Origin of the sequence: Aeromonas sp. S19(2024), assembly GCF_041402625.1 — a bacterium.
GTDB classification, from domain to species: Bacteria; Pseudomonadota; Gammaproteobacteria; order Enterobacterales; family Aeromonadaceae; genus Aeromonas; species Aeromonas caviae.
The window spans coordinates 1-15,648 of the sequence record NZ_JBGLQU010000008.1 but is presented as its reverse complement, the minus strand read 5'-3'; the positions used below and the strand labels follow the sequence as shown (position 1 = coordinate 15,648).

10 protein-coding genes and 2 tRNA genes are annotated in these 15,648 nt (G+C 62.3%); 4 read left to right on the top strand and 8 right to left on the bottom strand.

Going from position 1 to position 15,648, the window contains the following annotated elements:
- Positions 1-66 precede the first annotated feature (66 nt).
- The 4 genes from mukB to cmoM form a co-directional block, all read right to left on the bottom strand.
- Positions 67-4,494: a chromosome partition protein MukB gene (mukB, locus tag ACB037_RS15465; protein ID WP_371175536.1), complete on the bottom strand. Its 4,428-nt coding sequence runs from the start codon at positions 4,492-4,494 to the stop codon at positions 67-69.
- Between the two features lie 45 nt (positions 4,495-4,539).
- Entirely contained in the window at positions 4,540-5,277 is a 738-nt protein-coding gene (gene mukE / locus ACB037_RS15460) for a chromosome partition protein MukE (protein ID WP_029314572.1), read from the bottom strand.
- Positions 5,258-6,577: a chromosome partition protein MukF gene (gene mukF / locus ACB037_RS15455; protein WP_039040724.1), complete on the bottom strand. Its 1,320-nt coding sequence runs from the start codon at positions 6,575-6,577 to the stop codon at positions 5,258-5,260. Before mukF ends, mukE begins: the two co-directional genes overlap by 20 nt.
- Before the next feature lie 114 nt (positions 6,578-6,691).
- Positions 6,692-7,468, bottom strand: coding sequence for a tRNA uridine 5-oxyacetic acid(34) methyltransferase CmoM (cmoM, locus tag ACB037_RS15450; protein ID WP_263308922.1), 777 nt, complete (start codon positions 7,466-7,468; stop codon positions 6,692-6,694).
- Positions 7,469-7,596: 128 nt separating this feature from the next.
- Here cmoM and elyC point away from each other — a divergent pair, with 128 nt between their 5' ends.
- From elyC to ACB037_RS15430, 4 genes are all read left to right on the top strand, one after another.
- Positions 7,597-8,382 carry an envelope biogenesis factor ElyC gene (elyC, locus tag ACB037_RS15445; RefSeq protein ID WP_336569493.1) on the top strand — a complete coding sequence of 262 codons (786 nt, stop codon included), beginning with the start codon at positions 7,597-7,599 and terminating at the stop codon, positions 8,380-8,382.
- A gap of 135 nt (positions 8,383-8,517) precedes the next feature.
- Positions 8,518-9,273, top strand: coding sequence for a triose-phosphate isomerase (gene tpiA, locus ACB037_RS15440; RefSeq protein WP_371175535.1), 756 nt, complete (start codon positions 8,518-8,520; stop codon positions 9,271-9,273).
- A 143-nt stretch (positions 9,274-9,416) separates the two neighbouring features.
- On the top strand, positions 9,417-10,388 hold the full coding sequence (gene pfkA / locus ACB037_RS15435; RefSeq protein ID WP_010674852.1) for a 6-phosphofructokinase: 972 nt from the start codon (positions 9,417-9,419) through the stop codon (positions 10,386-10,388).
- 1,308 nt (positions 10,389-11,696) lie between these two features.
- Complete coding sequence (locus ACB037_RS15430; protein WP_371175534.1) at positions 11,697-12,953, top strand: amidohydrolase; 1,257 nt, start codon at positions 11,697-11,699, stop codon at positions 12,951-12,953.
- Between the two features lie 70 nt (positions 12,954-13,023).
- Here the strand turns inward: ACB037_RS15430 and yjjG are convergent, their stop codons facing one another.
- The 4 genes from yjjG to ACB037_RS15410 all read right to left on the bottom strand — a co-directional run bounded on the left by yjjG (position 13,024) and on the right by ACB037_RS15410 (position 15,616).
- On the bottom strand, positions 13,024-13,704 hold the full coding sequence (yjjG, locus tag ACB037_RS15425) for a pyrimidine 5'-nucleotidase (protein WP_042879264.1): 681 nt from the start codon (positions 13,702-13,704) through the stop codon (positions 13,024-13,026).
- A 33-nt stretch (positions 13,705-13,737) separates the two neighbouring features.
- Entirely contained in the window at positions 13,738-15,222 is a 1,485-nt protein-coding gene (locus ACB037_RS15420) for a leucyl aminopeptidase family protein (protein ID WP_180906907.1), read from the bottom strand.
- Between the two features lie 144 nt (positions 15,223-15,366).
- Positions 15,367-15,443: transfer RNA gene (locus ACB037_RS15415), tRNA-Met, on the bottom strand.
- A 96-nt stretch (positions 15,444-15,539) separates the two neighbouring features.
- Positions 15,540-15,616 (bottom strand) — tRNA-Met (locus ACB037_RS15410).
- Positions 15,617-15,648 lie beyond the last annotated feature (32 nt).

Genomic DNA, 15,648 nt, shown 5'->3' with positions numbered 1-15,648 from the left:
GGAAAACGGGAGGCCCAGGCCTCCCGTTTTGCGTATCGCTCCGTCAGCCCCTGTCAGGGGAAGGGGTCAGGCGATAAGCTTGTCGTCGGCGAAGCCAAAGCCGCGCAGCCCCACCACATGCACATGTTCGTGCTTGCCCTGCACCTTGCGGATGAGCTTGTAGGTGGTGCCCTTCTCGGGGCTGATGTTCTCGGGCGCCGCGATGAGGAGCTGCATATCCTGGCGTTCGCACAGCTCGAACAGGGTAGCGATGGATTTGCCATCAAGCCGCGCCGCTTCGTCCAGGAACAACAGGCGGCAGGGAGCGATGTCCTTGCCGCGCAGACGGCGGGACTCCTCCTCCCAGCTGATGAGCACCATCAAGAGGATGGCCTGACCGGTGCCGATCGCCTCGCCGGTGGAGAGGGCGCCGCTCTCGGCACGCAGCCAGCCGTCAGCCCCGCGCTGCACCTCGATCTCCAGCTCCAGGTAGTTGCGATAGTCGAGCAGCACGTCCCCCATCACCTGATAGTTGCGCTCCCCCTGCTCCACCTGCGGGTTGAGACGCTGGAAGAGCTTGGCCATGGCCTCGGAGAAGCTGAGCTCCTTGTCGGCGAAAAGATCGTTGTGCATGGCGCTCTGATCGGCGAGTGCGGTCAGGAGGCGAGTGTGGGCCTCGCGGATATTGACGTTGAGACGCACCCCGCGCACCAGACCGAAGGCGATGTTCTGCAGGCCCTGGTTCAATACCCGGATGCGGTTCTGCTCCCGGCGGATGATGTTGGTGATCTTGGCCGCCACCTCGTGGGAGGAGAGGGACAGATGGGTTTCCCGCTGCTTGAGCTCGTCGGCGAGGCGCGCCAGCTCGATCTCCATCTCCTCGATGGCTTCCACCGGATCGTCCGAGCGGATGATGTCGTTGCGGATGCGATCTTTCAGGTAACGGTAGACCTGCACATAGAAGGCGACCTTCTGCTCGGTGCTGCGGTTGCCTTCCGACAGACGCAGCGCATCGCGCAGGGCCTCGTCTTGGGCCACCGCCACCCGCAGGGCGCCGAGGGCCTTGTCCGACATGGAGCGCAGCTCGTCGCTGTCAAGATAAGCCAGCTCGCGCTTGTTCAGACGCTTCTCGACGTCGGTCTCCCGTGCCAGACGCACCACCCGCGACCAGCTCGCCTTGTGACCCACCAGGGATTTGCGGGCGCTGTAGTAATCCTTGCCTTCGAGCTTGAGACGACCGCCAAGGGACTCGATTTCGCGCTTGCACACCTGCAACTGGGCCTCGGCGCTGGTGCGGCGGGTCCGGGTGCGGATAAGCAGCTCTTCAATCTCTTTCTTGTGGGCACGGGCCTTCTCTTCCATGTCATCCGACAGGGTCAGCCCCATGGCCGCCAGCTCCTGCTCGAACTCCGCCAGGGTCTGCCCCTTGGCCGAGGCGCTGGAATCGAGCGCCGTGCGCAGTTGCAGCGCCTCGGTGTGGCGCTGGGTGATCTGCTTGTGCTGCTCACCGGCGGTGCGGGCGGCAAGCTCTGCCGCCTTGAGCTTCTCTTTGAGTCGCTCGCTCATCTCGGACGCCTTGCCCAGCAGATCTTGCGCATCCTGATAGGCAAAGTGCGGCAGACGGGCCACCAGCTGATCGAGGGCGTAGCAACGGCGCTTCTGCTCGGCCAGCAGGTCGCTCACCTCGTCAAAGGCCGCCTGCAGGGCCGCCAGATCCTGGGGATCCTGGCGCAGCACCTGCACCTGGGTCTCGAGTTTTTCCAGCGCCTTGCCGTGCCTGGCGATAAAGGCTTCGGCTGTTTTAAGCGCCTCCACATCGGCGTGAGCCGCCTCGAGGCGGGCCGCCAGGTCTGCCTCGGCAAACAGGTGGGCAAAGGGCAGCATCCCCTGCACCAGCTGGATATGGCGGGTCAGCTGGGCGGCGGCTGCTTTGGCATCACTCAGCTGCTTGTCGCACTCGGCGATGGTTTCTTGCAGCTTGCGCTGCTCGTGCTGCTTGGCCTGCACTTCCGCTTCGGGGTCCGGGCGGAAGGCGATATCCAGATGCTGACCGATAAAGTCGCGAAAATGCCCGTAGAGACGGTGATACTTCTGCTGCTCGAAGGCGGCCTTGGCGTAGCCCTCGATGAGGTTTTCCCGCTCAAGATCGAGCTGCTCGATCCGTTTTTCCCGGGCGGCGCGGCCAAACAGCGGCAGCTCGGGGTAGCGGGAGAAGCGCACCTGACGCTTGCTGGTGCGCACCAGCACGGCGTCCCCCAGCTCGTCCGCTTCCACCAGATCCTCGTCAAAGGAGTCGGGGTTGCCCTGAATGAGGTAGATATCTTCCGGGCAATCTTCCAGCTTTTTCAGCCGCTCGATGGCGCCTTCGAGGTCGAGCACCACCAGGGCGCTGCGAGCCGGGCCGTAGAGCGCGGAGTAGTAAGGGGCATCGTCGATGGAGATGTCGTCATAGACGTCCGAGAGCAGCACGCCCCCCACCTGCTCGGCGATGCGGGCAAGACGGGGATCCGCCTCGCCTGCCCCCAGCTGCAGGTTGCGAATTTGCAGCTCCAGCGCCTGTTTCTGGCCCTGAATGCGGTTGCTCTCCTGCTCGAACTCCCGCTCCTTGTCGAGCACGCTCTGCATGCCGGAAGAGAGTTCTTCGGCGGTGGCCAAGGCCAAGCCACTCTGCTCGCGTAGTTGCTCGAGTTTTTCAAAGGATTTGAGCCAGCGCGGGGCCAGCTTGGTCAGTTCCGCGATATCGCGGCCCAGCTGAGTGCCCTGATGCTCGAGGCTGGCGCGGCGCTGATTGGCCTCCGCCTGCTGCTCGGCTAGCTCCTCCTGGCGGGTGCGCTGGGCTTCGAGGAAGATCTCCAGCTCGTCCTGGCTGGCAATGTGCTGACCAGACGCCTGGGCCAGCTCGTCTCGCAGCCGCAAGAGCGTCTTCTGGCTTTCGCTCTCTTTCTCGAGGCGAGCCAGGGCGACGCGCAGCCCCTGCCCCTGACTGACGCGGGCCTTGTCCTCGATATGACGCTTGAGCAGCCCCTGCGCGGTAGGCCAGGCAGCCTCGCGCACTGTCTCGGGGGCGATGCTCAAAAGCAGCGTCAGCGCGGCCTGGTGCTCGGCCACCGCGGCTTTTGCCAGCGCCAACTGCTGCTCGGCCCCCAGCACCCGGCTGGTGAGGCTCTGCTCGGCTGCGCGGAACTGATGCAGGGTGTCGCTCGCCTGCGCAGGCTCGAGCCCCGGCAACTCGCATTGCTCGCGGGCAGCATCGAGGGCCTGCACCGCCTGACGGTACTGGATGGCGCGGGTCTGCTGGATATCGAGCGCCTGCTGATAGTCGGCGAGCTGGGTCTTGAGGCTGTCCACCTCTGCCTGGGCCAGCTCCTTGCGCTCTTCCACTTCCAGCAACTGGCCGTGGATCTCTTCCACCACCGCCTGCTGCTGCTCCAGCTTGTCGTTGAGCTCCGCCAGATCGGCGCGATAGAGGGCAATCTTCTTTTGTAGGGCCACGGCCGCCATCACCTTGGCCAGGTGCTCGGCGGCGGACTCCAGCTCGTCGGTCAGGAGCTTCTCGCGGTTGGTGAGCTGATCCACCTCGTCCGCCAGATAGATGGCGCGCTGCTTCTCCTCGGCCAGCAGGCGGCGTTTGCCGGCGAGCTCAGAGCGTGCCTTGAGGGCCAGCTCGGAGAGGCGGCTCTTCTCGGCGGCGCCCCGCACATACTCCGCGGCCACATAGTGGGTGGTCTCGGTGATGAGGTTCTTGAAGAGATCCCGCTGACCCTGAGTCTCCTTGATGGCTTCCAGGGTGCGGCGGTTCTCGTAGATGGCCGCCTCCATGTCCTGGAACGCCTTGCGTACCCCGGAGTTCTCCGGCAGCAGGTATTCACGCAAGGAGCGGCTGATGGAAGACGAAATACCGCCGTAGAGGGAGGCTTCGATCAGGCGATAGAACTTGCCACGATCCTTCTGATCCCGCAGTTTCTTCGGGGTGATGCCGAACTCGAACATGAAGTTGTGATAGTCGGTCACCGTATTGAACTTGGCGACCTTGATGGCGCCGAGCTCCGCTGCCGCCCCCTTCAGATCGGCGAAGGCACGTACCCGGCCCTTGCCGTCGTCGAGCTTCTCCAGCAGCAGATCCGTGGGCGCCAGGTGCTCGGGCACATCCACCAGGGCGAACGGGGTGATGTTGACCTTGTTGTCACGGTTGGCCACCTGTTCGAGGTGGACGCCGACCCAGATCCGCTGCTCTCGGCTGTTCATCACTTCCAGCAGCGAATAGCAGTGGCCGCGCTGCAGCTTGCCGTAGAGCCCCTTGTCGCGGGAGGCGCTGGAGGAGCCCGCCTCCGTGGTGTTACGGAAGTGAAGCAGTGACTGGTCGGGAATGAGGGCCGCGATAAAGGCCGCCATGGTGGTGGACTTGCCCGCGCCGTTGCCGCCGGACAGGGTCGTGACCAGCTGGTCGAGATCGAAGGTGCGGGCGAAGAAGCCGTTCCAGTTGACCATGGTCAGGGATTTGAATTTGCCTCTCACGCCACACTCTCCATCAAACCGGCAGACACCATCAGTGCCGGCACATTAACGTTGCAGATCATCTTCCACCTCCAGCTCCAGCTGCTCTTCGTCCAGATCCTCTTCGATATCCTCGAACAGGGAATCGCTGCTCGGCATCTCGTCGTCGTGGAAAATGGCCTCCCCTTCCTGGATCATCCGCAGTTGCACCGCGCGAGGATCCTCGTCGGAGCGCACATCGGCGGCGAAGCGGAACACGGATTCGTTGACCCGGAATTTGTCGCTGTTGCCAAGGGGGGTGATCATCCCGAGGCGCTTGAGGCGACGCATGGAGGTGCGGATCTTCTCGAGGAGCTTCTTCTTGTCCAGATCCGTGCCGCCGGAGCGGCTGTTGACCATGCGCAGCAGTTGCTTCTCGTCCGCCAGACTCAGCACCTCTTCTTGCAGCTCGCCCATGGCGAACACCCCTTCAGAGGCGAGCCTGTCCGGGCTCAGGAACAGGTAGCAGAGCACCTTGCCCACCAGCATATCGAGCTCAGATAGCACTGTTGTTCCGATGTCGGCGCTCGGGCGCGGACGCAGGTAGAAGAAGCCTTCCGGCGCCTTGATGAGTTCCACCTGATAGCGGCCGTAGAAGATCTCCAGCTCCTGGTGGTACTCCACCAGGGCCGAGTGCTGCTCGAATTCGTCGGCACTGATGTGGCGACCGGAGCGCAGGGCGGTGTCGATGCGCGGAAACAAGGGGTTGGCGATGGCCTCTGCGAGACGCAGGGGCAAGGGGAATTCAGTATTGATCGATGACATAGGCCTGAACCTTGGATCCAGCTTGGTTGATGGGTTTCCATGCGGGTTGGCGGTGGTGTTCGCGCTCACCGCTGGCATGGCCGAGACGCACGGCCTGATCGATCAGGAGGCGCGCCACGTCGAAGTGGGCATGAGCCGGGTAGTCAAGCAGGTATTCCCGCAGCACGTCGGCAAGATCCAGCCGATCTCCCTGCTCCGGGTAGCGGGCCAGGTAGCGCTCGATGCGCTCCGCCAGCTCCTGGTTGATGTCCACCATCTCCACGTACTCCATCTCGAGGGGCACCTCGCCGGTCACCTCCTCGTCGTGGATGGCGATGGTTTCATCCCGCAGCTCCAGCAAACGGGGCTCTTCGGCCACCCGCAACAACCAGCTGTGCTGCTCGAAGTTGCGGATGGATTCCCGCAGCCGCTGGCTGAAGGCGCGGTTCTTGTCCATGTCGATGGCGTTGCGGATGAACTTGTGAACGTGCCTGTCATAACGGGACCAGAGCTCGATGCACTGCTGGCCCCAGGCGGTGATGACGTCCAGACGCCCCTGCAGGGCGTGGGTCAGCTCCTCGACGTGGAACAGATCATCACGCCCCTGGGCCGCTTCCTGAATGTTGAGCAGCCCCGCCTGCAGGCGGTGGCCGGCGGCGTCCAGGGTGTCCTGCAACTCGCGCAGGGTCTGGCCGGTCTCGTGCAGGAGCTTCTCGCAGCTGTGGATGGCATCGACCCAGTTCTGGGTCAGCAGGGCCGCGATCTCGCTCTTGACCTGGTTTTGCTGCTCGTCCATGGCGCGCTGGGTGAGATCGATGCGCCCGAGCGTCTCTTCCAGGGAGAAGGAGAGGCGCGGCAGCACCTCGGCGTCCCACTGCTCCCGGGTGTTGGTCTCGAGCGCCGCCTTGCGGGCGGTGTCGAGCTCGGCCGCCAGGTGCTCGAGCAGGATGGAGAGCTTGATGGAGTCCACCTGGCGCTGATCCATGAAGAAATCGACGATGCTCATGCCAAGGCGCGACAGGCGGTAGAGGCTCTCCCCCGCCACCATGTCGGTGGTGAAACGCGACAGCAGTTGCTGGCGAATGAGATCGTTGATGGCGTTGTTGGCGCGACCGGTGAGGGTCTCGTCCATCTGGCCGAAGGCACTGCTGACATAGCCAAAGGCATCGTGCAGCGCGGCCTCCGAGAGATCAGACTCGTCCTCGGAGAGCGTCTTGATCGCTATCAGAAAGGCCAGCCTGTCGGTGGGGAGGTTCAGCGCCAACCCCTCCTGTCTGACCCATCCCACCGTCTCTGGCAGGGTACGGGATGTACTCATCATGACGTTATCATCTCGTTGTTATAGTCGGCAGGTCTTCGCCCGCCGTGGTGATATAGGCCGGGGTCGGTGGCGCCCCGGCGGCTGGATCCCGCATCGTATTCACGCCGGTGGGTCTCAACCGGCCGGTTTCTGGGCCATCACATGGATGTAGCGCCCCAGGGAAACAAAGGGCTCCTGGCGGCAATATTGCTGCTCCATGGCCAGCAAGTCCTCGAACTTCTCGACCTGATCCTGCTTGTGGCGCATGTAGTCGTGGATGACGCGCACCCCGGTCTTGCCGATGATCCGCAATCCCCCCCGGCCTATCCAGTCATAGACCTGCTCCGGCAACTGGGGATTGGTGGGAGTCAGGGCAGTCTGGCGTTTCTTGCGAAGGCCCAGGCGCACATAGTCAAAATTGCCCACCACCAGGCTCTGGAACAGGAGGCCGTGACGATTGTAAAAAAGCAGCGACAGTATGCCCCCAGCCTTGACGAAAGGGAACAGACCCAGCAAGGTCTGGCGCGGCTCGGCGAGCCACTCCAGTACCGCGTGACAGAGCACCAGATCGAAGGTGCCGGTCACGTGTTGCTTGAGATCCTGAATGGGGCAATGGATGAGACGAATTCTGTCTTCCAACCCCTTCTGGGCGATCTGCTCCCGGGCCAGATCCAGCATTTCTGCCGACAAATCGCACAGCTCCACCTGATGGCCCATGGCCGCCAGTTTCTGGGCGAAGTAGCCAAAGCCGCCGCCGGCATCCAGGATGCGTAGCGGCCGGTTGCCCAGGCGCGCCAGGCAGGCTTCGATGTCACTCCAGACAATGGTGGTGCGAATGCGCCCCTTGGTGGAGTCGTAAATGTTGCGAGCGAACTTGTCCGCGCGCCCGTCAAAACTCTGATCTTGCTTCAAGACACACTCATCTTCGACCGCCCCGCCATGAGGGCCGCAGGAGGAACCACACAGGATTGGGCCACAGGAAAAAAGAGGGGTATTCTGTCACATCCCGAATTTGCTGAAAACTCAAGGACGTGTCTGTCGTGTTCGAGCTCAACTTCTTTGTCATCAAGAAATGGCTGGGCCATCTGCTGATGCCGCTCCCCTTCTCTCTCTCCTTGTTGGTGCTGGCGCTCGTGCTGCTCTGGTTCACCCGCTTTCAAAAAAGCGGCAGGCTGCTGGCGACCCTCTCCTTGGTGATCATCGCCCTGATGGGGACGCGGCCGGTGAGCTACGAGCTGGCCCGCAGCCTGGAGCAGACCTATCTCCCCTTCGAGGTGAGCCAGCATCCTGACATCCAGGCCATCGTCGTGCTGGGCAACGGTCATGTGAGCGATCCGGCCATCCCAGAGCGCGCCTGGCAAAACAACATCTCCCTGGCGCGCACCCTGGAAGGGGTTCGCCTGGCCCTGGCCTATCCAGAGGCCGAGCTGGTTTTCTCCGGTGCCGTGGCCGGGGATCCCCTGTCGAACGCCGAGGTCAACGCCCGCATGGCGGAAAGCCTTGGCATCCCGCGCGCGCGCATGACGTTGTTTGAAAACAACAAAGACACCCATGACGAGGCGGTCAGCATCGCCGCCCACCTCAACGGCAAGCGGGTGGCGCTGGTGAGTTCGGCCACCCACCTGCCCCGGGCCATGGCCCTCTATCGCAGTCAGGGACTCGATGCGGTGCCGGCTCCCACCGATTACACCGCCAAGCAGAGTCAGGAGCCGCAACCCCTCTACAGCTACCTCCCCAAGGGGCGTTATCTGATGTATTCCGAGGCTGCCATTCACGAGTGGATTGGGGTATGGTGGGCCCGTTTGCGTGGGCAGGTCACCGAGTGAGCAATCGCGCCTTGCATTCCTGATTTGGATCAGGAAAGCGAAAAAAAATTACGTCATTTGCCGCCGGGTCAGCTATCTTGGGCTCGGTTCAATTCATATAATGTTGCGCAATCAAATGCCTAGGAGATATAGAAGATGAGACAGCACCTGGTAATGGGTAACTGGAAACTGAACGGCACCAAGGCTTCTGTAGAAGCCCTGATCAAAGGACTGACCCCGGCCGCTGCCGCTCATCCTTCCGTGCAAGTGGCCGTCTGCCCGCCGGTTATCTTTTTGGGTCTGGTTGAACAGCTGACCGCCGGCAGCAAGATCGCCTACGGTGCCCAGAACGCCGACATTCACGAGTCCGGCGCCTTCACCGGCGAAAACGCCCCCTCCATGCTCAAAGCCTTCGGCTGCACCTACTCCCTGGTCGGTCACAGCGAGCGTCGTACCCTGCACGCAGAGACCGACGACGTGGTGGCTGCCAAGTACGAAGCCATCCAGAAGGGCGGCCTGATCCCCGTGCTGTGCATCGGTGAAACCCTGGCCCAGTTCGAAGCCGGTACCACCAACCAGGTGGTCGAGACCCAGCTCAAGGCCGTGATCGATCGCTGCGGCATCGCCTCCTTCGAGAACGCCGTCATCGCTTACGAGCCGGTATGGGCCATCGGCACCGGCAAGACCGCCACCCCGGAGATCGCACAATCCGTGCATGCTCACATCCGTCAATACCTGGCCGGTTTTGATGCAGCCGTGGCTGCCAAGGTACAGATCCTGTACGGCGGCTCCGTGACTGGCGCCACCGCTGCCGACCTGTTCGGCCAGCCGGACATCGACGGTGGCCTGGTGGGTGGCGCGTCCCTGAAAGTGGACGACTTCTCCCAGATCATCGCTGGCGCAGCCAAGTAAGCGCCAAGCAAAGAGGGGCCCCGCCCCTCTTTGCATATCGCTTTCCTATGGACCCTCTCGCCATAGGAAAGCCGATATAGTAAAAGCGGCCAGCCGTATTTTTCAGAATCTTGATTTTCGACAACTCAGATCCAGAGGCACTCATGACCAAACAAATCAAACGTATTGGTGTTTTGACCAGTGGTGGTGACGCACCGGGTATGAACGCAGCCATCCGCGCCGTGGTGCGCGCCGGTCTGCATCATGGCCTGGAAGTTTACGGCATCTATGATGGCTACCTCGGTCTGCACCAGGACCGTATCGTCAAGCTCGAGCGTCACAGCGTCTCCGACGTCGTGAACCGTGGCGGTACCTTCCTGGGCTCCGCCCGTTTCCCCGCCTTCAAGGATCCGAAAGTCCGTGCCGAAGCGGTCGAAAACCTGAAGAAACACGGCATCGACGCCCTGGTGGTCATCGGCGGCGACGGCTCCTACATGGGTGCCAAGAAGCTGACCGAGGAGGGCTTCCCCTGCATCGGCCTGCCGGGCACCATCGACAACGATATCGCCGGTACCGACTTCACCATCGGCTTTGATACCGCCCTGAACGTGGTCGTGGACGCCATCGACCGCCTGCGCGACACCTGCAGCTCCCACCACCGCATCTCCGTGGTCGAGATCATGGGCCGCCACTGCGGCGATCTGGCCATGTCTGCCGCCGTTGCCGGTGGTGCCGAGTACGTGATCGTGCCGGAAGTGGCCTTCGACAAGGAGAAGCTGCTGCAACAGATCAAGGAAGGGGAAGCCAAGGGCAAGAAGCACGCCATCATCACCATCTGCGAGCACGTCACCGACGTCAACGCCCTGGCAAAAGACATCGAGGCCATGACCGGCCGCGAAACCCGCGCCACCATCCTGGGTCACATCCAGCGTGGCGGTTCTCCCACTGCCCGTGACCGTATCATGTCCAGCCGCATGGGTGCCTTCGCCGTCGAGCAACTGCTGGCGGGCCAGGGTGGCCGCTGCGTCGGCATTCAGGGCAACGAGATGGTGCACCACGACATCATCGACTGCATCGAGAACCTCAAGCGCCCGTTCAACCAGGAGCTGTACGATCTCTCCACCACCCTGTTCTAAAGGCTGTGGTCTGACAAAAAACCCTCCTCTGGAGGGTTTTTTTATGCGGGCTCCTCACCCCCTCCTCCCTCTGCGGGGGCCCGGCTATCCACTGGCCACTGTCGCCATGTCTTACCCCTTGCCCGGCGGCCCTGAGCCTCTGACCCCACGACCTTCTCCTTTACTTCTTTCCCCCGCTTTTCTGCTTGCTCACCTTGTTCGCGACGGGTATGGATAAAGGCCTTGGTGGCGCAGTGCCACGGCCCTGCGCCAGGCCTCCCCTGCCCTTCATCCCATCACACTGGCGCCATATAGCCACCCGGGTGGGCCGACGATATCTCCCGCTTCCCCTGCGCGCGGGCCCTGTGGCTCGCCCCCCCAAGAAAACAGCAAAAAACGGGGCTTCCGGCCACCCAAGGCCCCATGAAGATCGAACCCCCATTTTCCCGCTTTCCCCCTTCCCTTCCATGCACCTTTGGCGGCCCTTTTGTCGTTTTTCCGTACTCTTTTTGCTCTCAGCCTGTTTGGGATGAGCAGAAAATTGAGCCTTCATCGGATAACCCTGGCTGGCAACAGCCTTGCAGACTGGGGTTGGGACACAAGTCGTGAGAAAACATGACATGGGATGACAAAACCTGGCTGACAGCCACCAACCTCCCTATGGCGACACCAATCGGCGCATCCCGCAGGCCATTTTGCTGACTAAAAATGGAGATCACCACAAAGAAGCCAATCGGAACCTCCAAGGAGAGAGTCATAAAATCAACATAACTCAATGTATTTAAAGACTTTATATGCATCCCCTTTCACTGGTATCACCATGAAACCCTTCCCAGGACAAAAAATACCCTTAAACTTGGAAAAATACAGCCATATTTCACCGCCAAACCATTTTCGCCTCATAATTACATTTTTCGTTGTTTTATCGTTCTGTTGTGGTATCTTGGTTCCATCATGAGCCAACCAAGGGAGATAAAATCATGAAAGAGTTCGTAGTTACCGCCGTTTTCACCGTGTTTTTCACTCTGGTTGCCGTCTCCATGCCGTCGCTGGCACAGCTCTAAGTCGGTCAATCAGCCATCAGCCACCTCTACCACCAGAGGGGTGGTTCAAAAAACAGACTGCAACATGGGTTTTTGACGCGCTCTGGCAAAGGATGATACCAAGCCATCATTGAGCGCGATCTGCGCGCACAAAACGACCTCGTCGACATCCATGCCATCTTTCAAGGGGAGCCCGGGCTCCCCTTGCCGCATCTCCCCCTGCGGGATTTACTCTTGCCCCCCTGCCCGTCACAATGGCCGCTGGATTTGCCACGCAGGAACCACCATGACTCAGGATGCCTTGCGCCACTGGCGCCGCGACCTTCATCGTCACCCCGAAGCCGCCTGGTGTGAATTTCGCACCACCACCCTCATCGCCCAACACCTCAGTGAACTCGGTTTCTCCATCATGCTGGGGGATCAACTGCTCGCCAGCACCCTCATCATGGGACGGGAAATAGACATCCAGGCCCAGAAGGCCCGTGCCCTGCACCAGGGGGCGCATCCGGAGTGGATGACGCGGATCGACGCACTCACCGGCGTGATGGGACTCTGGGAGAGCGGGCGCCCCGGCCCCACCCTGGCGTTTCGCTTCGATATCGATGCGGTGGAGGTCGAAGAGAGCCAGGAGGCGTCACACCTGCCCGGCCAGGGAGGCTGGCACTCCGCCAACCCGGGCTGGATGCACGCCTGTGCCCACGACGGTCACACCGCCATCGGGCTGGTGCTGGCCGAGCGGATCGCGGCCCTCGCTGATCGCCTCACTGGCCGCATCAAGCTCTTCTTCCAGCCGGCTGAAGAGGGCTGCCGAGGCGGCAAGGCGCTCGCGGCAGGGGGGCAGCTCGACGATGTGGACGCCCTGCTGGCACTGCACATCGGCATTCACGCGAGCAGCGGTGAGCTGGTGGTCAACCCCACCGAGTTTCTCTGTTCAACCAAATTCGACGTGGAGTTCATGGGGCAAGCTGCCCATGCGGGGCTCGAGCCCAACGCGGGCCACAATGCCCTGGCGGCGGCCTGCATGGCCACCACCGCCATGCTCGGCATTCCCCGCCATCGGGACGGCATGACCCGCATCAACGTGGGGCAGCTCAACGGCGGCAGTGGGCGCAACGTCATCCCGGGCCATGCCCACCTGATGGGGGAGACCCGTGGCGCGACGCCGGCCCTCAACGACTACATGTTCAATCAGGTGCAGCAGATTGTGGAGGGGGCGGCCCTGATGCAGGGCGCGACCTACCACATCCGCAAACAGGGGGAAGCGATCGGCATCGAGAACAGCCCAGCCCTCATCGAGGAAATCGTGCCTCTCGCAGAGGGGAATTCCCTTGATACCATCCACACCCGCCGCTTCGGGGCCAGCGAGGATGCCGGTTTCCTCATCGAGCGGGTACAGCAGCACGGCGGCGAAGCCGCCTATTTCATCCTGGGAGCCAACCTCGCGGCCCCCCACCATCATCCGGAGTTCGACTTCGACGAAGCCGTGCTGGCCCCCGGAGTGGCCTTGCTGGAGGCCTGGCTGCTCGCCCGCCTCGGCCGCTAGCAGAGGCCGGATGCAAACAAGGCAGCCCATGGGCTGCCTTGTTTTTTTACATCCTTGCGGACATGGGGACCTACTCTCCCAGCACGATCGCGCAGAGATGGGCGAAGTGGTGGATCTCGTGGGTCGCCTCGCACGGGACTGTCTCCCGTCCCGGGTTGTACCAGCAGGTGGCAAGCCCCTGGGCGGCGGCACCGGCGATGTCGGTCTTGGGATTGTCCCCCACCATCAACACCCGCGCCGGGCTCGGCTGACCCATCTGCGCCAGGGCATGCTGGAAGATGGCCGCCGCCGGCTTGGTCACCTGCACCTCGTCAGAGATAACGAGAGGCTCAAACCAGCTGTTCCAACCCAGTTTGTCGAGGCGCCCGCGCTGGGGCAGGCTGAAGCCGTTGGTGATGATCCCCATTCTGACCTTGCTCTTCAGGGCCTGCAGGGTCTCCTCCACCCCCTCCAGCGGCACGCTCAGGGCGATGATCTGCTGCAGGAAGGTCTCGTTCATCGCCATGGGCGCCACGTTGACCTGCTCGGCAAAGAGCGAAAAACGGGTCTGCTGCAGGTGGGTGGCGTCAATCTCCCCTGAGTTGTACTGCTGCCAGAGCCGCTGATTGAGCGCATGGTACTCCGCCATCTTGGGGGGAGTCGGCGCCACGCCGTAGATCTGCAGGGTCCGCTCCAGCGCCCTGGCGACCGGAAAATCGAGCAGGGTTTCGTCCAGATCGAACAGCACCCAGTCATAGCTTGCTTGTTTCACGCTTGTCCTTATTGATTGTGCTTGGCCACGTTGTCATGCGTCGGGCGCACCCATCCCCAGAGGGCTGTCGAGCAGGGTCAGGGTCAACCTGACACCAAAGCCGGTTACCTCGCTGCCCACCACGCCATTGCCCCCCTTGTTGCGAAAACCACTCAGGTCGAGGTGCAACCAGGGAAGCTCGGCGGGCACGAAGCGCGTGAGAAAACGGGCGGCATCGATGTGATCCGGGGAGGCGCCCGGCGCGCACTGTAACAGATCGGCCCACTCGCTATCGAGGTTGTCATCGTAATCCTCGTCCAGGGGGAAGGGCCAGACTCGCTCCCCGCTCTGCTGTCCCAGCGCTATCAGAGTGGTGAGCCACTCGGGGCGGTTGGTGAAGGCGCCGCTGTAACGGCTGCCGAGCGCCCGTTTGCAGGCGCCGGTCAGGGTGGCATAGTCGATCAGCAAGTCGGGTTTGTCCCCGGCCGCCAAGGTCAGGGCATCCGCCAGCACCATGCGACCCTCGGCGTCGGTGTCCACCACTTCGATGGTGGTGCCGTTGAGGGCGGTCACCACCTCACCGGGCCGGAAGGCCTGCGGGCCGATGTGGTTCTCGGCGATGGCGAGCCAGCAGTGCACCTCAATGGGGAGTTTCGCCCGGCTGATGGCCAGCAGTGTGCCAAGGGCCACCGCGCTGCCCCCCATGTCCAGGTGCATGCCATACATGCTGCCACCGACTTTCAGGTTGTAGCCACCGGAGTCGTGGCAGATCCCCTTGCCCACCAGCGCGACGCGGCGTAGCGGGTTGGCCGGACAGTAACTGAGCCTGACGATGGCGGCCTGGCCGTCCGCCGAACCACGGGCCACCGCCAGGAAGGCGCCAGCCCCCATCCGTGCCAGGCTCGCCTCATCAAACTCCTGCCACTGCCACCCCTCCTGCTGCGCCAGCTCCCGGGCATAGGCCCGGTAATGACGGGCATTGAGCTCGGACGCTGGTAGCACCGCCAGGTGGCGAGCCAGACCGTTGCCTTCGGCTTCTGCGCTCAGGCGGGCCATGTCCAGCTCGCAAGGGGGGGAAAGTTGCAACTGCTGATAACCCGGTCTTGTCGCCTCACTCCGTTTCTGGGTCGGCAGGGTCACATCGGCGGCGAGCAGGCAGGCGAGCACCACCCTTGCCAGTTGCGCGCGATGCTCATCGTCAAAGCCCTCAAGATGGAGCGCCAGGTGCGTCGCCTTGAGACCCGCCAGCGAGCCCACCCAGCTGCGCACCTGCTTGTAGAGCCGATGATCCAGGACCGGGCGGGCATCCATGAAGATCACCCGTTGCAGCCCCTGACTGTCGTCGAGGGAATAGGGGGCCTTCTGACCCAGGGCTATCTGGGTTGCCACGGCGGCAAAGGGAGGCGTCGCCAGCAGGGTATCGCGCGCTGAGTCGGCAATGAGCAGGAGTTTGACGGCAGTCGGCCCTGCCATTACCTCGGCGAGGGAGGTGCTCTGCATCGTGATTTGGGGAGAAGAATAGCTAAAAGGGGTCATCACAAGGTGCGGCCTCATCCATGAACAGAAAGCAGGATGATACCGAACAAATGGCGAGAGGGATCGGAAAAACACACATTATTGTGTGCAAGCAACAGATGCCGGAGGGAATCCGCGAGGTAATGCAGAAGAAAAACAGTCAGAAGTTGGTTGCGGGGGCCGGATTTGAACCGACGACCTTCGGGTTATGAGCCCGACGAGCTACCGAGCTGCTCCACCCCGCGTCCGAATTGCATTGCCACCACAAAAAGCAGAGCAGTTGCTTCTTGCTGTCTTCGTCTCCACCGCAGCACTATGCGCTCGCCATGAATACAAATAGTTGGTTGCGGGGGCCGGATTTGAACCGACGACCTTCGGGTTATGAGCCCGACGAGCTACCGAGCTGCTCCACCCCGCGTCCGAATTGCATTGCCACCACAAAAAGCAGAG

Excerpts from the sequence above, each read along its gene's own strand:
- mukE (WP_029314572.1), bottom strand. The coding sequence starts at position 5,277 with ATGTCATCGATCAATACTGAATTCCCCTTGCCCCTGCGTCTCGCAGAG.
- mukF (WP_039040724.1), bottom strand. The coding sequence starts at position 6,577 with ATGATGAGTACATCCCGTACCCTGCCAGAGACGGTGGGATGGGTCAGA.
- tpiA (WP_371175535.1), top strand. The coding sequence starts at position 8,518 with ATGAGACAGCACCTGGTAATGGGTAACTGGAAACTGAACGGCACCAAG.
- pfkA (WP_010674852.1), top strand. The coding sequence starts at position 9,417 with ATGACCAAACAAATCAAACGTATTGGTGTTTTGACCAGTGGTGGTGAC.
- ACB037_RS15430 (WP_371175534.1), top strand. The coding sequence starts at position 11,697 with ATGACTCAGGATGCCTTGCGCCACTGGCGCCGCGACCTTCATCGTCAC.